The organism is Shinella fusca, from assembly GCF_014203155.1.
In the GTDB taxonomy this organism is placed as follows: domain Bacteria; phylum Pseudomonadota; class Alphaproteobacteria; order Rhizobiales; family Rhizobiaceae; genus Shinella; species Shinella fusca.
In genome coordinates this window covers 378651-401967 of sequence record NZ_JACHIK010000004.1, presented here as the reverse complement: position 1 = coordinate 401967, position 23317 = coordinate 378651, and the positions used below count along the sequence as shown (strand labels likewise).

General features: G+C 64.7%; 18 protein-coding genes and 2 pseudogenes. 8 read left to right on the top strand and 12 right to left on the bottom strand.

What is annotated here, in order from left to right; all coding sequences use genetic code 11:
• Positions 1-14: 14 nt before the first annotated feature.
• The 3 genes from HNQ66_RS08905 to HNQ66_RS08895 all read right to left on the bottom strand — a co-directional run bounded on the left by HNQ66_RS08905 (position 15) and on the right by HNQ66_RS08895 (position 3293).
• Complete coding sequence (locus tag HNQ66_RS08905; RefSeq protein ID WP_184143204.1) at positions 15-1460, bottom strand: aldehyde dehydrogenase family protein; 1446 nt, start codon at positions 1458-1460, stop codon at positions 15-17.
• 16 nt (positions 1461-1476) lie between these two features.
• Positions 1477-2865: an NAD(P)/FAD-dependent oxidoreductase gene (locus HNQ66_RS08900; RefSeq protein WP_184143202.1), complete on the bottom strand. Its 1389-nt coding sequence runs from the start codon at positions 2863-2865 to the stop codon at positions 1477-1479.
• Between the two features lie 62 nt (positions 2866-2927).
• Positions 2928-3293, bottom strand: coding sequence for a cupin domain-containing protein (locus tag HNQ66_RS08895; RefSeq protein WP_184143200.1), 366 nt, complete (start codon positions 3291-3293; stop codon positions 2928-2930).
• 122 nt (positions 3294-3415) lie between these two features.
• Between HNQ66_RS08895 and HNQ66_RS08890 the strand changes: the two genes are divergently transcribed.
• From HNQ66_RS08890 to HNQ66_RS08865, 6 genes are all read left to right on the top strand, one after another.
• The gene (locus tag HNQ66_RS08890) at positions 3416-4345 is read left to right on the top strand and encodes a LysR family transcriptional regulator (RefSeq protein ID WP_184143198.1); all 930 of its coding nucleotides are present in this window, start codon (positions 3416-3418) and stop codon (positions 4343-4345) included.
• 156 nt (positions 4346-4501) lie between these two features.
• Positions 4502-5464 (top strand): agmatinase, encoded by a 963-nt coding sequence (speB, locus tag HNQ66_RS08885; RefSeq protein ID WP_184143196.1) that lies wholly within the window; start codon positions 4502-4504, stop codon positions 5462-5464.
• A gap of 4 nt (positions 5465-5468) precedes the next feature.
• A complete protein-coding gene (locus tag HNQ66_RS08880; protein ID WP_184143194.1) occupies positions 5469-6536 on the top strand; it encodes a polyamine ABC transporter ATP-binding protein in 1068 nt (355 codons plus the stop codon).
• Between the two features lie 4 nt (positions 6537-6540).
• A complete protein-coding gene (locus tag HNQ66_RS08875; protein WP_184143192.1) occupies positions 6541-7458 on the top strand; it encodes an ABC transporter permease in 918 nt (305 codons plus the stop codon).
• Between the two features lies 1 nt (position 7459).
• Positions 7460-8281: an ABC transporter permease gene (locus tag HNQ66_RS08870; RefSeq protein WP_184143190.1), complete on the top strand. Its 822-nt coding sequence runs from the start codon at positions 7460-7462 to the stop codon at positions 8279-8281.
• A gap of 56 nt (positions 8282-8337) precedes the next feature.
• On the top strand, positions 8338-9363 hold the full coding sequence (locus tag HNQ66_RS08865; protein ID WP_184143188.1) for an extracellular solute-binding protein: 1026 nt from the start codon (positions 8338-8340) through the stop codon (positions 9361-9363).
• A gap of 239 nt (positions 9364-9602) precedes the next feature.
• Here the strand turns inward: HNQ66_RS08865 and HNQ66_RS08860 are convergent, their stop codons facing one another.
• A complete protein-coding gene (locus HNQ66_RS08860; RefSeq protein ID WP_184143186.1) occupies positions 9603-10400 on the bottom strand; it encodes an MBL fold metallo-hydrolase in 798 nt (265 codons plus the stop codon).
• Between the two features lie 118 nt (positions 10401-10518).
• Positions 10519-10899, bottom strand: coding sequence for a nuclear transport factor 2 family protein (locus tag HNQ66_RS08855; protein ID WP_184143184.1), 381 nt, complete (start codon positions 10897-10899; stop codon positions 10519-10521).
• Positions 10900-11041: 142 nt separating this feature from the next.
• On the opposite strand from HNQ66_RS08855, the gene HNQ66_RS08850 reads away from it, so the two are divergent.
• Together HNQ66_RS08850 and HNQ66_RS08845 are read left to right on the top strand one after the other, a co-directional pair.
• On the top strand, positions 11042-11941 hold the full coding sequence (locus tag HNQ66_RS08850) for a LysR family transcriptional regulator (protein ID WP_184143182.1): 900 nt from the start codon (positions 11042-11044) through the stop codon (positions 11939-11941).
• 120 nt (positions 11942-12061) lie between these two features.
• Positions 12062-12196, top strand: a pseudogene (locus HNQ66_RS08845) (helix-turn-helix domain-containing protein); the annotation flags it as partial.
• Between the two features lie 9 nt (positions 12197-12205).
• On the opposite strand, the pseudogene HNQ66_RS08840 reads toward HNQ66_RS08845, so the two are convergent.
• From HNQ66_RS08840 to HNQ66_RS08810, 7 genes and pseudogenes are all read right to left on the bottom strand, one after another.
• Positions 12206-12706 (bottom strand): annotated as a pseudogene (locus tag HNQ66_RS08840) (DUF2478 domain-containing protein); the annotation flags it as partial.
• A gap of 100 nt (positions 12707-12806) precedes the next feature.
• Complete coding sequence (locus HNQ66_RS08835) at positions 12807-13721, bottom strand: peptidylprolyl isomerase (protein ID WP_184143180.1); 915 nt, start codon at positions 13719-13721, stop codon at positions 12807-12809.
• Between the two features lie 4 nt (positions 13722-13725).
• Positions 13726-14445, bottom strand: coding sequence for a respiratory nitrate reductase subunit gamma (narI, locus tag HNQ66_RS08830; RefSeq protein ID WP_184143178.1), 720 nt, complete (start codon positions 14443-14445; stop codon positions 13726-13728).
• Between the two features lie 10 nt (positions 14446-14455).
• The gene (gene narJ, locus HNQ66_RS08825; protein ID WP_184143176.1) at positions 14456-15169 is read right to left on the bottom strand and encodes a nitrate reductase molybdenum cofactor assembly chaperone; all 714 of its coding nucleotides are present in this window, start codon (positions 15167-15169) and stop codon (positions 14456-14458) included.
• Positions 15169-16707: a nitrate reductase subunit beta gene (gene narH / locus HNQ66_RS08820; RefSeq protein WP_184143174.1), complete on the bottom strand. Its 1539-nt coding sequence runs from the start codon at positions 16705-16707 to the stop codon at positions 15169-15171. Before narH ends, narJ begins: the two co-directional genes overlap by 1 nt.
• The gene (locus HNQ66_RS08815) at positions 16704-20462 is read right to left on the bottom strand and encodes a nitrate reductase subunit alpha (RefSeq protein ID WP_184143172.1); all 3759 of its coding nucleotides are present in this window, start codon (positions 20460-20462) and stop codon (positions 16704-16706) included. Before HNQ66_RS08815 ends, narH begins: the two co-directional genes overlap by 4 nt.
• A 16-nt stretch (positions 20463-20478) precedes the next feature.
• Positions 20479-23229 carry a nitrate/nitrite transporter gene (locus tag HNQ66_RS08810; RefSeq protein ID WP_184143169.1) on the bottom strand — a complete coding sequence of 917 codons (2751 nt, stop codon included), beginning with the start codon at positions 23227-23229 and terminating at the stop codon, positions 20479-20481.
• Positions 23230-23317 lie beyond the last annotated feature (88 nt).

Below are 23317 nucleotides of genomic sequence, written 5' to 3'. Positions count from 1 at the left end.
TCGTTCGATGGAGTTCAGGCGGCAGCCGTGATGTGCTTGACGCCCTGATAGCTGGCGAGCCCCCAGGGGCCAAGCTCGCGGCCGATGCCGCTCGACTTGAAGCCGCCCCAGGCGCTCTGCGGATAGACGATCTGCGGCGTGTTGATCCAGATATGGCCGGCTTCCATCCGTGCGGCCAGCCGGTCTGCTCGCGCCGGATCGCCGGCGACGATGCTGCCCGCCAGCCCGAATTCGGAGGCATTCGCCAGTGCGATCGCCTCGTCGTCGTTCCTGAAGCGGCGGCTCGCCAGCACCGGCCCGAAGATTTCTTCGGTCCAGATGGGGCTTGAGACATCGACGTCGCGATAGATCGTCGGGGCGGCGAAATAGCCGGGACCGTCGAGCCTGTGTCCGCCGGCCAGGCAATCGCAGCCCCCGGCGTCAGCGGCTGCGAAATAGCGGTTCACCTTGTCAAGCTGCGCCAGCGTCGTGAGCGGCCCCATGTCGCATCGCCCGGCGAAGGGCGAGCCGACCGCCATGCCGCGCACCCGCTCCACCAGCGCCTCCAGCAGCTTCGCCTCGACCGCCTCATGCACGAGAAGCCGCGAGGTCGCCGAGCAGACCTGCCCGGCATTGAAGAAGATGCCGGCCGCCACGCATTCCACCGCCAGATCGAGATCCGCGTCTTCGGTCACGATGATCGCCGACTTGCCGCCGAGTTCGAGCGAAACCGGAAGGCCGCGCGTGGCGGCGGCCGCCATGACCTTCGCCCCGGCCGCATTCGAGCCGGTGAAGGAGATTTTCCGCAGGGCCCTGGCCTCCGTCAGCGCCTTGCCGACAGGAGCAGCGCCGGTCACGATGTTCAGCACACCGGCCGGCAGCCCGATCTCGCGGGCGATGTCGCCGTAGCACAATTCGGCCAGCGGCGTCGCCTCGGAGGGCTTCAGGACAGCCGTGCAGCCGGCCGCGAGCGCGGGCGCAATCTTCCAGGCGCTGGTGACCAGCGGAAAATTCCATGGAACGATCAGCCCCACCGGCCCGATCGGCTCATGGCGCACGCGGCCCCTGTGGCTGCCGCCGCCAAGGCTCGTTTCGGCATGCGGGCTGCGGGCGCGCTCCTCGATGAGGTCGGCGTAATAATCGAAGGTCGCGATCGCATCGCCGAGATCGATCGAGGCTTCGATCCGGGGCTTGCCGCTGTTGACCATCTGAAGCGCTTCAAGCTCCGCTGCCCGGCTTTCCAACCCGCGGGCAAAGCCACGCAGATAACCGGCGCGGTCCCCGGCGGAGAGCCGCGCCCAGGGACCGAATGCCCTTGCCGCGGCGGCTGCCGCACACTCGACCTGCCGCTCGCTCGTCGTTCTCGCCCTGGCAAAAACAGCGCCGGTCGAGGGGTCGGCGACCTCCAGGACCGTGCCGCCCAGCCCGGTCTCCCAGACGCCGTCGATGAACGTGGTGTGGTCGCGATCGTAGTTCGTCATGGTCTTGCTCACTGCGTCAGGAGAGAGGGAAGCCGAGCTTGCCCACGAATTTGAGCCACAGGTTGCGCCAGCCGCCTTTGCTGTCTGCGGTGTCGAGCGCATACATCGTCGTCCGGGCGCCGATATAGCGGAACGGTTCGGGCGGGATGATGCCCGGCATGGTGCGGGCAAAATCGCATTCGAGTTCGGGGCGCGTGGCTCCGTTCAGTTTGGCAAGCCCGATATCGGCTCCGAAGCGGCTGGCGGAAACCCCGAAGCCGGAATAGCCGCCGGCATAGACCACCTTGCCGCGGTGATAGGTCTGGAAATGCACCGCCATGCGTGTCGTCAGCGCGATCGGCCCGCTCCAGGCATGGGTGAAACCGATATCGTCGAGTTGCGGAAAGGTGCGGAAGAAGGCTTCCGCCAGCCGCTTGTAGGGTGCCGGCGTGCGGTCGAGGCGCGGGTCGCGCGGCCCGCCGTAGAAATAGCCGAGCCGTCCGCCGAACAGGATGCGGTTGTCCTTCGTCAGCCGCATGTAGTTGAGCTGGGTGCGGGTGTCGTAGACGCCCTGCCGGTTGCGCCAGCCGATGCGGTCCATCTGCTCGGGCGTGAGCGGCTCCGTCATCAGGATACGGTCGCGCACCATCGCCACGCGCCTCTTGATGTGATCGTGCCCGGCGGCAAAGGCGTTGGTCGCAAGCAGCACCTTGCGCGCCCTGACCTTGCCGTCACGGGTCGCGGCGACGACGGTGCTGCCTTCATCGCTGATATCGCGCAGCGGCGTGTGTTCGTGAATGCGCACGCCGAGCGACAGCGCGGCCCGTTTCAGCCCCCAGGCCAACCGTGCCGGATGCAGGGTGCCGCTGTTCTTCTTCGCCCAGAGGCTGCCCTCGAACAGAGGCGAGGCCAGTTGCCCGCGAGTCTCCTCGGCATTCATCAGCACCACGTCATGGCCATGGCGCGCGTGCAGTTCGTATTCCTCGTTCAGCGTCGGCAGGTTCTCCTTGCCGACGGCGACCGTAAGCTCGCCGTTCCACTCCGCATCGCAATCGATCGCATGCCGGTCCAGCGTGTCGAGGAAGCCGGCGATATTCGCCTGGCCCAGCGCCTCGAGCATGGCGATATCCTCGGGAAACACCCTGACGGCGTTGTGCAGGCCGTGCATGACGGACGTCGAGACGATGGCGCCGGGGCGCCCGGATGCGCCGCAGGCGATATTCTCCGCCTCGATCAGCACCACGTCCTTCGACGGCTCCGCCTCCTTGGCCAGGATCGCCGCCCAGAGCCCGGTGAACCCGCCGCCGACGATCAGGAGATCGGCTTCCGTGCGGCCGACGAGCGGGGCTTGCGGAGCGGGAGCATCCGGCCGGTCGAGCCAGAAGGGATAGAAGGTGACGTTCGCCAGGGCGCGATCGGCAAGCATGACAGTCTCACATCATATTGGGAGGCGAGGGCGGCCGTTGCGGCCGCTCCTCGAAACCGGGATCAGTCGTTGAAAAGCACGTAGATCTTGCGCAGGGTCTCCAGCACCTCGAAGCGGCCCTCGAAGCCTTTCGGCACGATGTAGCAATCGCCGGCGCCGAATTCCTCGATGCTGCCGTTTGGGTTCGTCAGCGCCACGCGGCCCGAGATCACCACGCAGAATTCGCTGGATTCGGGATAGGCGAGCGTTTCGGCGTAAGGCGTGCATTCCCAGGTGCCGACGAGGAACTTGCCCTTGCCCGCCTCATAGTGCATCGCGCCGGTTTCGCTCGGCGAGCCGCTCAGCACGGCCTCCGGCGGAACGACCGAGCAGGCTTCCATCGGCCCGTTGCCGAGGCCCTCGCGGGAAAGGCGGATGACTGCGCTCATTGTAGTTCTCCTGTCTGAAGAGTGTGGCGACATGCTCGCCGGTCGACAGGATGATAGGGGGCCGCCTCGGTCCTAAAAATCACGCTTTACATCGCGTTGGATTTGCCGCTTTCAATGAATGCATGAAAATCTCAGGCGCCGATCTGCATCTTCTCTCCGTGTTCGATTCCGTGGTCCGCAACGGTGGTTTTTCGGCGGCCCAGGCCGAGCTTGGCCTCAGCCAGCCGACCATTTCCAATCACATCACCGCGCTCGAAACGCGGCTCGGCGTCATCCTGTGCCAACGCGGCCGGCGCGGGTTCCAGCTTACCGACAAGGGCCGGCAGGTGCATGAAATCGCCGTCGACCTGCTGCGGCGGATCGACCAGCACTCGATCTCGCTGACCGCGCTGAAGGGCAGCCTCGTCGGCCAGCTGAAGATCGCCGTCGTCGATTGCGTCGCCTCCGATCCCGCCCTCAAGCTGACCGAGGCGGTTCACAGGCTGAACGACGAGGCGCCGGGTATTCGCATCGAGATCGAGGTGGAGAAGCAGGGCGGCATCCTGCGCCGGCTCGCCGAAGGCGATATCCATGCCGGCATCGGAAGTTTCGACAACAAGATAAAAGGCCTGTCCTACGCCAACCTCTACGAGGAGAGCCATTCGCTCTATTGTGGCAGGGCTCATCCGCTGTTTTCGACACCGGATGGCGACATCACCCAGCAGGACATGGACCGATGCGTCTGGGTGCATCGCGGCTACTGGAGCCGCGAGCGCAAGAAGAGCCAGCAGGTTATCGAGGCCGACCGCATCGTCGACCAGATCGAGGCGCAACTGCTGTTCGTGTTGAGCGGCGACTACATCGGCCTGCTGCCGGATCACGCGGCCGACGCCTATGTCGTCTCCGGCAGGCTCCGGAAACTGCCGCCGCATGAGGACAATTTCGACTGCATGATGCAGCTCGTCCATCGTAGCGGCCCCCACCCGAAGACCTTCCAGATTTTCCGCGAGACACTCGTCGGCCTCTACCGCTCCCGCACATCGGGGCGCGGTGGCGCAGTCGCCCGAACCTGACGCCTGCCGCGCCTCTCCAGACGGCTTCCATCCGCGGGCGGGCAAGGCTTGCCCGCCGATACATTGGGTTTTGTCAACGCAAGTTTCCGCACAATGGAATGTTAGCGGTGCCCGGCTCCTCCCACACTTGGTGGAATACCATTTTGGGGAGGTCGCATGTCTTTCAACCAGCCTTTAGGCGGCAACGAGATGCCGCGCTTTGGGGGCCCCGCCACGATGATGCGGTTGCCCGGCGCTTCGTCGGCCGCAAATCTGGATGCCTGTTTCATCGGTATCCCCATGGATATCGGCACGTCGAACCGGTCGGGTACCCGGCTTGGGCCACGCCAGATCCGCGACGAAAGCCGCATGATCCGGCCTTACAACATGGCGACGGGGGCTGCTCCCTTCGACGTGCTGCAGGTCGCCGACATCGGCGATGTCCCGATCAACACCTTCGATCTCAAGAAGTCGGTCGCCATCATCACCGAATATTATCGCGGCGTGCTCGCCCATGGCGCCATTCCGTTGACGCTTGGCGGTGACCACACCCTGACATGGCCGATCCTGCGCGCGGTTAAAGAGCGCCATGGCCCGGTCGCCCTTATCCATGTCGACGCCCACTCGGATACGAACGAGCACATGTTCGGCGAGGCCGTCGCCCATGGCTGCCCCTTCCGCCGCGCCTGGGAAGACGGCTGCCTGCAGAACGACAAGGTCTTCCAGATCGGCATCCGCGGCACCGGCTACAGCCCTGAGGATTTCGACTGGGGCCGCAAGCAGGGCTGGACCTGCATCCAGGCCGAGGAATGCTGGTGGAAATCGCTGACGCCGCTGATGGCCGATATCCGCAGCAGGATCGGCGATGCGCCGGTCTATCTGACCTATGACATCGACAGCCTCGACCCCGCCTTTGCGCCCGGTACCGGCACCGTCGAGGTCGGGGGCCTGACGACCCATCAGGGACTGGAGATCATCCGCGGCTGCGCCGGGCTGAACCTCGTCGGCTGTGATCTCGTCGAAGTGTCGCCGCCCTATGACCCCGCCGGCAACACCGCGGTGATCGCAGCGAATTTCCTCTACGAGATGCTCTGCGCCCTGCCACGCGTCGCCGAGGCGGCCGCCAAGAACAGGAAGTAAGCCAGTGATCGAAGTAGACCGCATTCATGTCCGGTTCGGCGAGGGACCCGGCGCCTTCATCGCTCTCAACGACGTCAGCGTGACGATCAACGAAAGCGAGTTCTTCACTCTGCTCGGCCCCTCCGGCTGCGGAAAAACGACGCTGTTGCGCTCGATCGCCGGTTTCATTCACCCCAGCGGCGGTGCGATCCGTCTTGCCGGCCAGAACATCCTGTCGCTGCCGCCGTTCAAACGCCCGGTCAATACCGTCTTCCAGAACTACGCCCTCTTCCCGCATATGACGGTTGCCGAGAATGTCGGTTTCGGCCTCGAAATGCTCGGTCGCCCGCGTGCCGAGATCGCCGCCACCGTCGAGGAGATGCTGGCACTGGTGAAGATGACGGCGATGGCAAGCCGCCGTCCGTCGGAGCTTTCCGGCGGCCAGCAGCAGCGCGTGGCGCTTGCCCGCGCGCTTGCGCCCAAACCCAAGGTGCTGTTGCTCGATGAATCGCTCTCCGCGCTCGACCTGAAGCTGCGCAAGGAAATGCAGATCGAGCTGAAGCGCCTGCAATCCGAAACCGGCATCACCTTCATCTTCGTTACCCACGATCAGGAAGAAGCCCTGACCATGAGCGACCGCATCGCGGTCATGAGCGCCGGAACGATCCGCCAGATCGGAACCCCGCGCGAAATCTACGATCACCCCCGCGAGCGCTTCGTGGCCGACTTTATCGGCGATACCAATTTCGTGCAGGCGAACCTTTCGGCCGACGGCACCGTGGAGCTGCCGGGTGGCGCCCGCATCCGCGCCGGCCTGCAGGAGGATGCGGCCGTCGCCGCCCGCCCCGTTACGCTGGTCATCCGCCCCGAACAGACGGTGCTCGAACAGGTGCCGGAGAAGGCGCCGCTTTCGGGAGTGCTGGAAAACGTCGTCTATTGCGGCACGGATACCCACTACCACCTGATGCTTGCCGACGGTGCCCGCTTCGTCGTCCGCCGCCAGAACAACCCGGCCCGTCCGGTGACCTTCGAGAAGGGCCAGCGCCTCGGCATCGGTTTCGAGCCGCAGGCCGTTCAGGTTCTTGAGGGCTGATGCCATGGCCGTCACGCAACCCAACACCGATCTCGTGATCGCCAACCGGCGCGAAACCCGCAATCGTTGGCTGCTGCTGCTGCCGTCGATCGTCATCCTGCTTGCGGCCGCCGTCGGTCCGCTGATCGTCGTCGTCATCTATTCCTTCCTCACCGCCGGCGACTACGGCGGCGTTGTCTGGCATTTCTCCTGGGATGGCTGGCTCGGCGTCTTCACCACGAGCGATCCGTTCGATGGCACGCTGAGCCTTGCAAACGCCCATATTTCGATCCTCTGGCGGTCGGTGAAACTTTCGTTCCTGACGACGCTGTTCTGCCTGATCCTCGGCTTTCCCACGGCTTATTTCATCGCCACGCGCCCCGTCACGCAGCGCGACGGCTGGATGCTTCTGATCACCATCCCCTTCTGGACCAACCTCCTGATCCGGACCTTCGCGATCATGGGTCTCATCCGCAACGAAGGCCTCGCCAACGGGCTCCTCGAATGGCTCGGCATCATCGACCATCCGATCCAGATGATGTTCACCGATTTCGCCATCCTGCTCGGCATGGTCTATGTCTATCTGCCGCTGATGGTGCTGCCGCTCTACGCCTCGATGGAGCGCTTGAACTTTTCGCTGATCGATGCGGCCTACGATCTCTATGCCACGCCGTTCCGGGTGCTGCGGCGGGTCATTGTCCCGGCGGTCAAGCCCGGCGTCGTCGCCGGCTCCATCCTCGTCTTCGTGCCCTCGCTCGGCGCCTACGTCATCCCGAGAATCCTCGGCGGCGGCACGCAGCTGATGCTCGGCAACCTGATCGAGCTGCAATTCGGCCAGGCCCGCAACTGGCCGCTCGGGGCGGCCCTTTCGCTGACCCTGCTCGTCATGGTGACCGTCGCCCTTATCGTCTATGTCCGCGCCTCCGCGAACGAAGGAGACTGAGATGGCCAAGCGCAAGACCTTCGACACGCGCCGGCAGGCCGGCTTCACCGCCATCGCCGCCTTCTGCTTCGTCATGCTCTATCTGCCGATTGTGCTGATGGCGATCTTCTCCTTCAACGGAGGCCTCGCGCTGACGCGGTGGGAAGGCTTTTCGCTCGTCTGGTACGTGACCGCCTGGCACAACGAAGTCGTGCAGGCCGCGACGATCCGCTCGGTGGTCATCGCCGCGGTCGCGACCGTCGTGTCGACGCTGGTCGCGGTTCTCGCCGCCCTCGCGATGGGGCGCGGCAAGTCCTTCCGTGGCCGCAGCGCCATGTTCGCGCTGATCAACCAGCCGCTGATGGTGCCGGAAATCGTCACCGCGGTCTCGCTGCTGGTCGTCTTTGCCTGGGTGAAGACAACCATCGGCTATTCCGGCCTCGGCTACCTCATTCTCGCCCATTCGGCCTTCTGCATTCCTTTCGCGTTCATGCCGGTCCGGGCGCGCCTGCAGGGCATGGACCAGACGCTGGAGCAGGCCGCCGCCGATCTCTATGCCTCCGCCTGGCAGGTCTTCCGCCGCGTCACCTTCCCGTTGTTGTGGCCGGGAGTGCTGGCAGGCGCCATGCTCGCCTTCGTCACCTCGCTCGACGATGTCGTCATCACCGAGTTCGTCAAGAGCGCCGGGCAGGATACGCTGCCGACCTACATGCTGGGCCAGATGCGCCGCAACCTGACGCCGGAAACCAACGCCATCGCCACCGTACTTCTGGTGTTCTCGGTGGTGCTGGTGGTCGCGTTCTTCTTCGTCAGCCGGGAAAAACACGCCAAGGCGCAGCTTTAGAGCCTGACGACTAGGACAAAAACCAAGCATTCGAAAACCAAGGGAAGAGGAAACCCATGAAACAACTCATCGCATCCATTGCCGCTGCCTGCCTGTTGGCCGGGCCTGCCTTCGCGGAAGGCAACCTCAACATCTACAACTGGGGCAACTACACGCCCCCGGACATGATCAGGAAGTTCGAGGAAAAGTATAACGTCAAGGTCACCGTCACCGACTACGACAGCAACGACACCGCGCTCGCCAAGGTGGAGGCCGGCGGCCATGGTTTCGATATCGTGGTCCCGGCCGGCATCTACGTGCCGATCTGGATCGAAAAGGGCTTGCTGCTGGAAGCCCGCCCCGACCAGATGGAAAACTTCAAGAACGTCGATCCGAAGTGGGCGAACCCGACCTTCGATCCCGGCCGCCACTACACCGTGCCGTGGCAGTGGGGCACGGTAGGGGTCTCGGTCAACCGCAAGGTCTACAAGGGTGATATCAACACCTCGTCCATCCTGTTCAACCCGCCGGACGAGCTGAAGGGCAAGATCAACGTCGTTCCGGAAATGAACGACCTCATGGCGCTCGCGGTCCACTATGTCGGCGGCGAGACCTGCACCAACGACATGACGGTCCTGAAGAAGGTGCGCGACCTGCTCGTGGCTGCCAAGCCGAACTGGGTGTCGATGGACTACGGTACGGTCGAGCAGCTCGCCCAGGGCGATATTGCCGCCGGTATGAACTGGAACGGCTCTTCCTTCCGCAGCCGCCTGATCAACCCGCAGCTCGAATTCGGCTTCCCGCAGGAAGGCTTCCCCATCTTCATGGACAATGCCGCCATTCTCGCCGATGCCGCGAACGTCGACAACGCCAGGCTCTTCCTGAACTTCATCATGGACCCGGAAAACGCCGCGATGATCTCCGCCTATGCCCGCTACGGCAACGGCATCGTCGGCTCCGACAAGTACATGCCGGAAGACATGAAGACCGCGCCGGAAGTCAACATCCCGCCGGAACTGGCAAAGGCCGGCTTCCCCATCGAAACCTGCTCGCCGGAAGTCATGAAGATTTACACGCGGATTTGGACGGATCTACAGAAGTAAGCTCAACCCGACAGGCCCTGTGCTGCAAGCCGTGCAGCCTTTGACCTCATGGCCGGGTCCGGCGGTCGGGCCGCCGGTCTTGCTACAGGGCCTGTCCCCGGTTTTTCCCGGATGTGTGCCGATGGCAAGGCCTCGCGGCGCCGGCAACCGGGTAAAACCCGGATTCTCCTCGAAAGGGCTGGCCGAGCTCGCCGATTTGTCGGGGCCGGCCCGGGACGATCGGCCGGCGTTGCGCACAATCATCCGCCTGCCGGTTCAAAGTGAAACCCTTCGCCCCTGGATATCACGCGGCCGATCCCCGGCCGGTCCAGGTGCGCGCCGGCGATCCACGTGCCGTTACGGGCGGCCTCATCGAAAACTCCGAAGCGGGTCGCACGGGCCGTTGCCTGGTTCTCGTCATAGCCCCAGCTCAGCGTCGGGTTGGCGAACTGCAAGGCGGGTACGTGAACGATGTCCCCGAAAAACAAGAAGAGATCTTCTTCCGTGTCTAGCGCGTAGCCGCAATGTCCATTCGCATGACCCGGCAACGCCACCGTTTTCAGGTGCTTCGCCAGCCGTTCCCCGTTTTGCAAAGGCCTGACAAGATGATGAAACGGTGCAAGCCGCCGTTCGGAGCGGAAGCTTTCGACCGCTTCCGCGGGAAGAAGGATCGCGGACAGGTTTGGTAAAGCGGCTTGTCCGTCGGGTGTCAACAGGCCGTGGGTGTGGTCCTGGTGCGCATGCGTAAGCGCCAGGACCCTGATCGCCGAAGGACTGAGCCCCGTCGCCTTCAGGGATTGCGCCAGTCGACCCAGTGTGGGCGCCCAGCTTCCTCCTCCGCAGTCGATCAGAACGCCATCGACCCCCGGCCCCTCCAGCGCAAAGCAGTTGACGGACAGGCGAAACCTTGCTGCTGCGGCAGCGCTTGGTACGGGACTATTCTCCAGGTCCCGCAAAAGCCCAGCCGGCATGTCGAGATAGCCGTCGCAGAGCGACCAGACGCGGAAATTTCCCGATCTGCACTCAAGGACGTCGGAACTGTGCGATGTCGAAATCATCGGATACCGTAATACTTGCATTTCGAGACGCCGCGGGCAGGTCGCCGCTTCATCGCCCGCTGCTCCCGATACACCTGCCGGGCCGCGGAGCGGCCCGGCCCTGGCTTGTCAAATGCGCTCAGGCATTCGAAGTCATGACCTTCTGGACGACCTTCCAGCCTCCATCGACCTTCAGGCATGAGAGAAGATCCGTGAAGGACCGGGGCGGCACGCGAAGCTTCAGCCTGATCAGCGCGAGATCGCCTTCAACGTCTATCGAGAGGAGTTGGTCCTCGCGCCCGAAATTCTGCGCCTTCGGAGCCGTGAGGCCGCGCACCGCCTCCAGCCACGTCGCGATCGGTGTTACAACCACGTCGCCATGTTCGGCGATCTTCGTCACGGAACTCGACGGATGCAAGATGGAGGAAAATTTCTCTGCATCCATCTCATAAGCTGCGTCAAAGTATGTCTGAGCCAGCGAGCGCAGAGCGCGTACGTCTTCTTCCTGCAAGGTCGGCATGTCATCTCCTGTCGATCGGTATTTTCCCGAGCGGGACCGGCACTTGCCGGAATTGCCCCGCGCTCGTTGGCTCAACATATGGGATAGCTGATCATGATAGTAGGCGCGTTGCATTTATCAGCTTCATGACTGATAGTCATGAATGATGACAAATGAATTGAACGAACTGGCCATGTTCGCGAAGGTAGCTGCGGAGCGAAGTTTTACGCGGGCCGCCGCGAAGCTGGGTGTGTCGCAATCCGCGCTGAGCCATACGATCCGGCGGCTTGAACAGAGACTCGGATTGCAGCTGCTTGCCCGGACGACGAAAAGTGTCGCGCCGACGGCTGCCGGCGCGGCGCTCCTGCGGGACCTGGCGCCTGCGCTCGAGCAAATCGATCTCGCCGTCAACCGGGCGCGAAGCGATCGCCACGAACCGGCGGGACGGCTTCGGATTTTCATGTCCCGTTCGGCTGCGGCGATGGTGCTGCTCCCGCGGCTCGCGGCATTCGCGGAGGCCTATCCGAAGGTCGTGCTGGACGTCGTCACCGGCACGGGACCCGCCGACCTCGTGGCTGGCGAGTTCGACGCAGGAATCCAGCTGGGCGAGTATATCCAGAGGGATATGATCGCCGTCCGCGTCACGCCCGAGTTGCGGTTGGCCGTCGTCGGATCGCCTGCCTACTTTGCTTCAAGGTCCGTTCCGCAGACGCCGAAGGATCTCCATGACCATCGGTGCATCACCCTCAGGCATACAGGAGGGCCATACCGCTGGGAGTTCGAGAAGGAAGGAAAGTCGGTAACGATAGCCCCGGACGGTCCCCTGATCATCGACGAAACGCACCTCGCGATCCAGGCGGCCCTTTCCGGGGTCGGGATAGGGGTCGCCTATGAAGAACAGGTCGCGGAACATATTGCGAAGGGGCGCCTTCTGCGCGTGCTGGAAGACTGGACACCCCCCATTCCCGGCTTCTCCATGTACTATCCCAGCCGGCGCCATCAGCCCGCAGCGCTTGCCGCGCTTATCAACGCGCTGCGGGTGCCGCACAGGAATGATCGATAAGACGGAAAGCCGGGATCGGCGGCGGCCTATCTGGATTCGAATTCCGGGGGTTCGACCGGGAGGTGAGGGCCTGCAGGAAGCTCCCGGCATCGAAAATCGCCGCCGGCGCTTTTAAACCCCGTCGGCGTCGATCTCGTCGTGGAGAGATCGGGTGTCGCAAAGACCAGTCTCTACCGCCATTTCGGCACGAAGGATGATCTGGTCGCCGCCTTCCTCGATCGCGAGGATATCGATTTCTGGAGAACCGGAGATCGCCCGGCGCGCCCAGCCGATCGCCGCGCCGCGGTCGGGGGCGATGAGGACTCCGAGGTCGCCGGAAAATGCGCGCCAGGCCTCGACATAGTCTTCCCGCACCGCCGTCAGCGTCGGAATACCGCGCATGCACGCCGCCTCGATCACGGCGCGAAAGCCGCCGCCTTCCGCTTCGCCCTTGCCGAAGCGGTTGAGGATCAGGAGATCCGGTCCGGCCTCGACACGGGTCAGCAGCGGGCCGGCGATACCGGCCAGTGCCTGCGGGTCGAGCCGGCAGCCGCGCGCGCCGGAGCCGAGCGCCTGCGAGATGACGTGGCGGGTGCCGGTGGCGATATCCTCCAGCTCGATCTGGCCGCAACACTCGCCTTCCTGCATGTTTTGCCGCTGCAGGAAGCCGATGGCGTTCCGGCCCTCGCTGCGCATCGTTCGGGCAACGGCGTCGAGGATATCGTCCACTGCGCGGTCCCTCCCGACGAGAAGGGCGGCTTGCAGGGGAAATATGATGTCGGTCATGGGGCGCTTCTTTGAAATCCGTCTTTTGTCTGCTCAGGCATGGTGAATCTTTCCGTCCGGCCCGCCTTAATGACGGCCGGTGGCGGTGCCGTTCCCGCGCTCACTGTCGCAGCGGGCCGTCGGCGCCCGTCACGTCGATGCCGGTGATCGTGGCGTCCGTGGCAAGGACGGCGATGAACTGCGACACGGCCTTCGACCAGGCGGAGGCTTCGAGCCAGCCGGCAATGCGCCGGCAGACGAGATCGAAGGGCAATTGCTCGCCGTCGACCCGCCGGTCGAGGCGGATGATGTGGAAGCCGAAGCGGGTTTCGACCGGGGCCCGGGTGATCTCGCCTTCCTTCATGCGCTGCAGGGCCCGCTCGAACGCGGTGACCGTGCTGCCGCGCGTCAGTTGCCCGAGATTGCCGCCGCTTGCGGCAGACGGGCAGGCCGAATGGGTGCGGGCCATGGTCGCGAACTCACCCGGATGCCCGGCGATGACGGCGGCGAGCCGTTCCGCCTCGATGCGGCGGGAAGCGCGCGCGCCCTCGTCGGCCGGGTCGGCGGGTAGCAGGATATGGCTTGCCTCGAAGATCGGCGCGCTGCGGAATTTCTCGCGATTGTTGTCGTAGAAGCGGCGGCATTCCTCCTCGCTCGCCGAGGGGGCGGAGACCTCGCGCTCGATCACGAGGCGGATGGCGGCGTCCTCTGCGGTTTCCAGGCGCCCGTCCCCGTCGGCCTGCGGCGCGGCGAGGAGGTCGAGTTCGCGGGCCCTTTGCAGGAGCAGTTGACGGACCACCAGCGCTCTTGCCGCGGCGGCAAGGGCCGCGCCGGGATTGTCGGCCGGATGGTTCTGCGCCTCGGCGAGGATGTCGCTTTCGGCGATGGCGACACCGTTGACCGAGACGGCGTCGAGGACGGGCCGCGCCTTCGGCGGCACCTTCGTATCCGGTTCGCGGTAGCCGGAATAGCTGTCCTGCGGCCCGCCGTTCCCGGCGGCGCTTGCGTTCTGCGTCTTGTCGAAAAGCGTGACCATGGCCTTACTCCGCCGCAATCCGGCTGCCGGCCGCGCGGCGGCGGCGCTGGCGCACGACCTGATAGCCCGGACGCCACATATAGCGCACCGGCACGCTCAGCATGTGCACGAGCCGCGTGAACGGGAAGAGGAGGAGGATGGTGAGGCCGAGGAACAGGTGCAGCTTGAACACCGCCGCCGTATCGGCGACGTAGGAGGCCGCCTCGGGGTTGAAGGTGAAGATGCCCTGCGCCCAGTTCATGAACTTCACCATCTCGCGGCCGTCGAGATGGGAAAGCGATGCGGGGATGGTCGAGAGGCCGAGGAAGAGCTGGATCCACAGCAGGATGATGATCAGCGTATCCGTGGTGCTCGAGGCGGCGCGCACGCGCGCGTCGAACAGGCGGCGGTGGACGAGGAGCGTCGCGCCGGCGATCGCCATGAGGCCGGCGATGCCGCCGGCGATGATCGCGAGCAACTGCTTGGCGCCATGGCTGACGCCGAGCGCGTCGAACACCCGGATCGGCGTCAGGAGCCCGACCAGATGGCCGGCGAAGATGACGAGAACGCCGACATGGAAGAGCACCGAGCCCCAGATGAGCTGCTTGCGGCGCAGGAGCTGGCTCGATCCGGAACGCCAGGTATAGGGCTCGCGATCGTAGCGGATGATCGAGCCGAGGACCAGGACGGCGAGCGCCACATAGGGATAGATTCCGAACACGAGCGAGTTGAGATAGCCAGACATGTTCCGCCTCCTAGACCGGTATGGTGTTTGCGGGCTCGTTCGGCTTGCGCGCCGCCGCCCTCATCTGCGTGCGCAGCCTGTCCGGGCCGCAGGCGTTCTCGCCGGCATTGCCGCCGAAGGTGACGGCCTCGTCCCACCAGATGCGGTCGAGCGCGGCAAGGTCGTCGGGATTGTCCTCGGCGCCTTCCAGAAGCGCGTTCACGCGCTTTTCGTCCGGCTTTGCCTTCGACAGGAGCCGCAACGCGGCGAAGGCGAAGGCATAGACCGACTCGCGCTTCCTCAGCCGCTCGCCGATCGCCGCCGTGATGTGCCCGGTCTGGGACAGGAGGTCGTCGATCTCCTCGGCGCTGCGCGTCGAGAGGAATTCGAGGAAGAGCGGCAGGTAGTCCGGCAGCTCCTTGCTGTCGATGACGAAGCCGTTTTCCTCATACATCTCCATCAGGTCGACCATGGCCTGGCCGCGGTCGCGGCTTTCGCCGTGCACGTGCTCGAACAGGTGCAGCGACAGCGAGCGGCTGCGGTCGAACAGATGGACGTAGCGCTCCTGAGCCTCGTAGAGGTCCTGGCCGGCGAGATCGTCGATCAGGCGGACGAGATGCCGCCCGACGTCCGCGCCGACCGTGTCGTCCGCCTGAAGCGCCGCCTTCAGCTCGCCGGCGCCGTTGATGAGTTCCTCGCCCGGATAGCTGAGCAGGAGCGACAGGATCTTGAGGGCGGTGTGCATCAGACGAGCTCCTTGAAGATGTCGGTCGGGGTGTTGACGACCTTGCGGCGCTTGGCGCCGAACAGGTCGCCCTCCGACGTGCCGCCGGAGCAGCCGTTGCCGAAGGAGAAGCCGCAGGAGCCGCGCACGTCGTAGGCATCCTCGCTCACCTCGCGGTGCGTCGTCGGAATGACGAACCGGTCTTCGTAGTTGGCGATTGCCATGATGTGGTACATCTCCTCGATCATCTGGCCGCTCATGCCGACCTTGGCGGCGATCGACGGGTCGATCACGCCGTCGATCGTCTTGGCGCGCATATAGGCGCGCATGGCGAGCATGCGTTCGAGTGCGGAAACGACAGGGGCCTCCTTGCCGGCGGTGAGGAGATTGGCGAGATAGCGCACCGGAATGCGTAGCGAGCGGACGTCCGGCAGCGGCCCGTCCATGCCGAGCTTGCCGGCCTGGGCCGCCGACTGCAGCGGCGAGAGCGGCGGAATGTACCAGACCATCGGCAGCGTGCGGTATTCCGGGTGGAGCGGGAAGGCGATCTTCCAGTCCATCGCCATCCTGTAGACCGGCGAGCGTTTGGCGGCCTCCAGCCACGTGTCAGGAACGCCGTCCTTGCGGGCCTGGGCGATCACCGCCGGGTCGTTCGGGTCGAGGAAGATCTTCAGCTGCTCCTCGTAGAGGTCCTGTTCGTTCGCCGTGGAGGCGGCCTGCGAGATTCGGTCGGCATCGTAGAGGATGACGCCGAGATAGCGGATGCGGCCGACGCAGGTCTCCGAGCAGACGGTCGGATGGCCGGCCTCGATGCGCGGATAGCAGAAGATGCACTTTTCCGATTTGCCCGAGTTCCAGTTGTAGTAGATCTTCTTGTAGGGGCAGCCGGAGACGCACATGCGCCAGCCGCGGCATTTTTCCTGGTCGATCAGCACGATGCCGTCGTCCTCGCGCTTGTAGATCGCCCCCGAAGGACAGGCCGCCGCGCAGGTCGGGTTGAGACAGTGCTCGCACAGCCTCGGCAGGTACATCATGAAGGTGTTCTCGAACTGGCCGTAGATCTCCTTCTGCACCCCCTCGAAATTATGGTCCTTCGAGCGCTTCTCGAATTCCCCGCCGAGGATCTCCTCCCAGTTCGGCCCCCATTCGATCTTCTCCATCCGCTCGCCGGTGATCATCGAGCGTGGACGGGCGGTCGGCGTGGCGCGGCTTTCGCCGGCCGTCTGCAGGTGGCCGTAGTCGAAATCGAAGGGCTCGTAGTAGTCGTCGATCTCCGGCAGGTCCGGATTGGCGAAGATCTTGGCAAGGATGCGCCATTTCGCACCCATCTTCGGCTCGATCTTGCCGTTCGGCTTGCGGACCCAGCCGCCGTTCCATTTCTTCTGGTTTTCCCAATCCTTGGGAAAGCCGACGCCGGGCTTGGTCTCGACATTGTTGAACCAGGCGTATTCGACGCCTTCGCGATTGGTCCAGACGTTCTTGCAGGTGACGGAGCAGGTATGGCACCCGATGCACTTGTCGAGATTGAGGACCATGCCGATTTGCGCGCGGATTTTCATTCTGCCGCCTCCTTGTTGTGAGTGACGCCTTCGGCGGGCGGGCCCTCCAGCCAGTCCACCGTATCGAGCTTGCGCACCACGACGAACTCGTCGCGGTTGGAGCCGACCGTGCCGTAGTAGTTGAAGCCGTAGGCCTGCTGGGCGTAGCCGCCGATCATGTGCGTCGGCTTCGTGATGATGCGGGTCACGGAATTGTGGATGCCGCCGCGCTGGCCGGTGGTCGGCGAGCCGGGCGTGTTCACGATCTTCTCCTGGGCGTGGTACATGTAGATCGTGCCGTCCTTCATGCGCTGCGAGACGACGGCGCGGGCGACGATGGCGCCATTGGCGTTGTAGACCTCGACCCAGTCGTTGTCGGCAATGCCCGCGCGTTTGGCGTCCGGCTCGGAAATCCACACGACCGGGCCGCCGCGGTTGAGCGTCAGCATCATCAGGTTGTCGCTGTAGGTCGAATGGATGCCCCATTTCTGGTGCGGCGTGATGAAGTTCAGCACCAGATGCGGCTTGCCGTCGCTCCTCGCCCTGATCGCCGGGTTGACGGTCTTGGTGTCGATCGGCGGCCGGTAGACGCAGAAGCCCTCGCCGAAGGCGCGCATCCACAGGTGATCCTGGTAGAGCTGCTGGCGGCCGGTGAGGGTGCGCCACGGGATCAGCTCGTGGACGTTGGTATAGCCGGCATTGTAGCAGACCTTCTCCGATTCCAGGCCCGACCAGGTCGGCGAGGAGATGATCTTGCGCGGCTGGGCGACCACGTCGCGGAAGCGGATCTTCTCGTCCTCCTTGGGGATGGCGAGATGGGTGTGGTCGCGGCCGGTATATTTCGACAGCGCCTCCCAGGCCTTTACCGCGACCTCGCCGTTGGTCTCCGGCGCGAGCGACAGGATGACCTCGGTCGCGTCGATGTCGCTTTCGATCTTCGGACGGCCCTTGGCGACGCCTTCCTCCTCCACCACGCCGTTCAGCCGGGCGAGCAGGTCGACCTCGTGCCCGGTATTCCAGGAAATGCCCTTGCCGCCGTTGCCGAGCGTGTCGAGCAGGGTGCCGACGGAGGTGAACTTCTTGTAAAGGTTCGGATAGTCGCGCTCGATGACGGCGACCGTCGGCATGGTTTTGCCGGGGATCGGGTCGATCTCGCCCTTCTTCCAGTCCTTGACTTCGAACGGCTGGGCAAGCTCGCCGGCCGTGTCGTGCAGCGTCGGCACGAGCACGACATCCTTCTCGACGCCGAGAACCTCCGGGGCGATCTCGGAGAACTTGCGGGCGATACCCTTGAAGATCTCCCAGTCGCTCCGTGCGTCCCAGGCCGGGTCGGCGGCGCTCGACAGCGGATGGATGAAGGGATGCATGTCGGAGGTGTTGAGGTCGTTCTTCTCGTACCAGGTCGCCGTCGGCAGCACGATGTCGGAATAGACGCAGGTCGTCGACATGCGGAAGTCGAGGGTGACGAGGAGGTCGAGCTTTCCCTCCGGCGCCTCGTCGTGCCAGACCGCTTCCTTCGCCGCCTGCCGGCCCTCCTCGCCGAGGTCCTTGCCGAGCACGCCGTGCTTGGTGCCGAGCAGGTGCTTCAGGAAGTATTCATGGCCCTTGCCCGACGAGCCGAGCAGGTTCGAGCGCCAGACGAAGAGGTTGCGCGGCCAGTTCGACGGATCGTCGGGATCCTCGCAGGACATCGACAGCGTGCCGGCCTTCAGCTGCTCGGCAACGTAGTCCTTCGCCGCCTTGCCGGAGGCCGCGGCGTCCTTCGAGACCGAGAGCGGATTGGCCTTGAGCTGCGGGGCGGAGGGCAGCCAGCCCATGCGCTCGGCGCGGATGTTGTAGTCGATCAGCGCCGCGTCCCACGGGCCGTCCGGCGCCGTCGGCGACAGGATCTCCTCGACCTTCAGCGTCTCGTAGCGCCACTGGTCGGTATGGGCGTAGAAGAACGAGGTCGAGTTCATGTGGCGGGGAGGGCGGCTCCAGTCGAGCGCGAAGGCAAGCGCCGTCCAGCCGGTCTGCGGCCGGAGCTTTTCCTGGCCGACATAATGGCTCCAGCCGCCGCCCGACTGGCCGATGCAGCCGCACATCACCAGCATGTTGATGATGCCGCGGTAGTTCATGTCCATGTGGTACCAGTGGTTCAGGCCGGCGCCGAGGATGACCATCGAGCGGCCTCCGGTCTTTTCGGCATTGCTGGCGAATTCACGGGCGACCGCGACGATCTGGGCGCGCGGGACGCCGGTGATGCGCTCGGCCCAGGCGGGCGTATAGGGAAGGTTCTCCTCGTAGGATTTCGCCGAGTTCGGATCGCCGAGGCCGCGGTCGACGCCGTAGTTGGCGACGAAGAGATCGAAGACGGTCGCCACCAGGGTCTCGCCGTCGGCAAGCCTGATCTTGCGGGCCGGCACCTTGCGCACCAGCACGCTGTCATGCTCGGTGCCCTCGAAGTAGTCGTGCTCGCGGTTGCCGAAATAGGGGAAGCCGACATCGGCGATCGCGTCGTGCTCGCCCTCGAGGATGAAGCTCATGGCAAGCTCGACCTCGTTGCCCTTGCCGTCCTTGGCCTCGAGGTTCCACTTGCCCTGTTCGCCCCAGCGATAGCCGATGGAGCCGTTCGGCGAGATGAACTGGCCGGTCTCGGCGTCGACCGCCACGGTCTTCCATTCCGGGTTGTTCGCCTCGTCGAGGCCGCCGACGAAGTCGGAGGCGCGCACGAAGCGATCGGGGACGAGATAGCCGTCCTTTCGGGCAAGCTTCACCAGCATCGGCATGTCGGTGTAGCGGCGGCAGTAGTCCTCGAAATACTCGGCCTGGCGGTCGATGTGGAACTCGCGCAGGATGACGTGGCCGAGCGCCATGGCGAGAGCCGCGTCCGTCCCTTGCTTGGGATGCAGCCAGAGGTCGGAGAATTTGGCGGCTTCCGAATAGTCCGGCGAGACGACGACGGACTTGGCCCCTTTGTAGCGCACCTCGGTGTAGAAATGCGCGTCGGGGGTGCGAGTCTGCGGCACGTTCGAGCCCCAGAGGATGAGGAAGCCGGAATTGTACCAGTCGGCCGATTCCGGCACGTCGGTCTGCTCGCCCCAGGTCATCGGCGAGGCGGGCGGCAGGTCGCAGTACCAGTCGTAGAACGACATGCAGACGCCGCCGAGCAGCGACAGGTAGCGCGAGCCCGCGGCGTAGGAAACCATCGACATGGCCGGGATCGGCGAGAAACCGATGACGCGGTCCGGCCCCCAGGTCTTCACCGTATAGGCGTTGGCCGCCGCGATGATCTCGTTGACCTCGTCCCAGGTGGCGCGCACGAAGCCGCCGAGACCGCGCATCCTGACATATTCCGCCCGCTTCTCGGGGCTCTCCTGGATTGCCGCCCACGCGCCGATCGGCGTCTTGACGGTCCGCTCCCTGCGCCACAGCTTGAGGAGGCGCGAGCGGACCAGAGGATATTTCACGCGGTTGGCCGAATACATGTACCAGCTATAGCTCGCGCCGCGCGAACAGCCGCGCGGCTCGTGATTGGGCAGGTCCGGCCGCGTGCGCGGATAGTCGGTCTGCTGGGTCTCCCAGGTGACGATCCCGCCCTTGACATAGATCTTCCACGAGCAGGAGCCCGTGCAGTTGGCGCCGTGGGTGGAGCGCACGATCTTGTCGTGCTGCCAGCGCTTGCGGTAGGCGTCCTCCCAGTCGCGGCTTTCCGTCGTCGTGACGCCGTGACCGTCGGAGAACGTGCCGGTGTTCTTGCGCGCGAGGAAGTTCAGGCGATCGAGTAGGTGGCTCATGGTCTATCCTCCAGGTTCAGGCGTTCGCGGAGGCCGGGCGAGCCCGGCCGCGCTCGATGTCGTGGAGCAGTCCGCCCTTGCGGGCGTAGACGGCCCAGGTGATCAGCACGCAGGTGACGTAGAAGATCAGGAAGGCCCAGAGAGCCGCCTCCGGCCCGCCGGTCAGCGTGATCGAGGAGCCGTAGCCCTTCGGGATGAAGAAGGCGCCGAAGGCGGCGATCGCCGAGGTGAAGCCGGTGATGGCGGCCGATTCCTTCTCGGCCTGCAGCCGGCGGGCTTCCGGCGTCGCCTGTGGCATCAGCCGGCCCATTTCCTTGCCCATGATTGCCGGGATCATCTGGAAGGTGGAGGCATTGCCGACGCCGGCGGCGAAGAACAGCACCAGGAACGAAGCGAAGAAGCCCCAGAAGGCATGCGGCTGGTCCTTGATGCCGATGAAGTAGAGCACGCCGCAAACCCCCGCCATCATCAGCACGAAGACCCAGAACGTGACGCGGGCGCCGCCGTACTTGTCGGCGAGCCAGCCGGTGGCCGAGCGCGACAGCGCGCCGACCAGCGGGCCGAGGAAGGCGAACTGCAAGGCGTTGACGTCGGGAAACAGCGTCTTCGACAGAAGCGGGAAGCCTGCGGAATAGCCGATGAAGGAACCGAAGGTGCCGGTGTAGAGCCAGCACATGATCCAGTTGTGCTTGCGCTGGAAGATGACCGCCTGCTCGGTGAAGGAGGCCTTGGCAGAGGCGATGTCGTTCATGCCGAACCAGTTGGCGAAGGCGGCGATAATAATGAAGGGAATGAAGAAGAAGCCTGCATTCTGCAACCACAACGGCGTCTCGCCGGTGGCCGCGGTCGCGGGGACCATCGCCGGATCGCCGCCGAGGCCGCCGAAGATGCCGGTGGTGATGACGAGCGGCACGACGAACTGCACGACGGAGACGCCGAGATTGCCGAGGCCGGCATTGAGAGCGAGCGCGTTGCCCTTTTCCGACTTCGGGTAGAAGAAGGAGATGTTGGCCATCGAGGAGGCGAAGTTGCCGCCGCCGAAGCCGCACAGCAGTGCGAGGATCAGGAGGACGATATAGGGCGTGTCGGGGTTCTGCACCGCATAGCCGATGCCGAGCGCCGGGATGATCAGCGACCAGGTGGTCAGCGTCGTCCACAGCCGTCCGCCGAGGATCGGAACCATGAAGGAATAGAAGATGCGCAGCGTCGCGCCCGACAGGCCCGGCAGCGCCGCCAGCCAGAAGAGCTGGTCGGTGGTGAAGGTGAAGCCGACGAGCGGCAGCTTGGCGACGACGACCGACCAGACCTGCCAGATCGCGAAGGACAGAAGCAGGGCCGGGATCGACAGCCAGAGATTGCGGCTGGCGATCTTGCGGCCTTTCTCCTGCCAGAAGGTCCTGTCTTCCGGGCGCCAGTCGGTGAGTACGGCCGCGCTTTCCTTGACAGGCTTGCGAACGGGCGTCGCCATGCCCTGCATTTCCGGGAAGGGCGGCAGCGCCTTGATGCTCTCCTGCGAGGCCTCCCGCTCCATCTGGCGGACGGCGAGGTGCATCCAGGCGAGCGAGCCGGCGGCGATCAGGAAAAGCAGCATGAAGCAGCTCGTCCATAGGCCGGTCAGATCGAGAAGCAGGCCGAAGACGATCGGCAGGATGAAGCCGCCGAGGCCGCCGATCATGCCGACGAGGCCGCCGACGGAACCGACGTTCTTCGGATAGTAGACCGGGATGTGCTTGAAGACGGCGGCCTTGCCGAGCGCCATGAAGAAGCCGAGGATGAAGATGGTGACGGTGAAGCCGACGACGCCGAGCTCGGCATGGAAGGCGATCGGGCCATTGACGCCGCGCACGACATAGTCGGTCGGCGGATAGGAAAGGACGAAGGTTGCGGCGACCGACACGAGGAAGGTCCAGTACATGACGCGCCGGGCGCCGTAGACGTCCGAGAGGTGGCCGCCATAGGCGCGGAAGAGGCTCGCGGGAACCGAGAAGCAGGCGGCGATAATGCCGGCGAGGCGGATGTCGACGCCGTAGACCTTGATGAGATACTGCGGCAGCCACAGCGCCAGGGCGACGAAGGCGCCGAAGACGAAGAAATAGTAGAGCGAGAAGCGCCAGACCTGGATATTCTTCAGGGGCTCCAGCTCCATCCAGGTGCTCTTGGGCTGCTCGCCGGAGCGGCGGCGCTCGGTGAGAACCGGATCGTCCCTGGTGGTGAACCAGAAGACGACCGCCATGACGACGAGGGCGGCGGCCCAGATTTCGGCGACGGTGTGCCAGCCGAAGGCGACGAGCACGAGGGGGGCGAAGAACTTCGTAACCGCCGCGCCGACATTGCCCGCGCCGAAGATGCCGAGCGCGGTGCCCTGCTTTTCGGCCGGATACCAGCGCGACACATAGGCGACGCCGACGGCGAAGGAGCCGCCCGAGATGCCGACGCCGAGCGCGGCGAGCAGCATCTGCGGATAGGTCGTGGCGTAAGTGAGCAGGAACGTCGCCACGGCGGCGGCGAGCATCGTGCAGACGAAGACCACACGGCCGCCGTAGCGGTCTGCCCAGATGCCCAGCACCACGCGGATCAGCGAACCGGTCAGGATGGGCGTGCCGACCAGAAGGCCGAACTGTGTTTCGGAAAGACCCAGATCCTGGCGGATCTGGATGCCGATGATTGCAAAGATCGTCCACACGGCGAAACAGGCGGTGAAGGCGATGGTACTCATCGCCAAGGCTGTCTTCTGACCCTGGGGACTGGCGGTTGTCGCGCTAGTCATAGTCCTACCCCGGTTCGAATTTGACCGAATTCTCCTGGCGATTAGGAGATATGTGCCGGGGTTTGTTGTTGATCTGGGTCAATCCTCT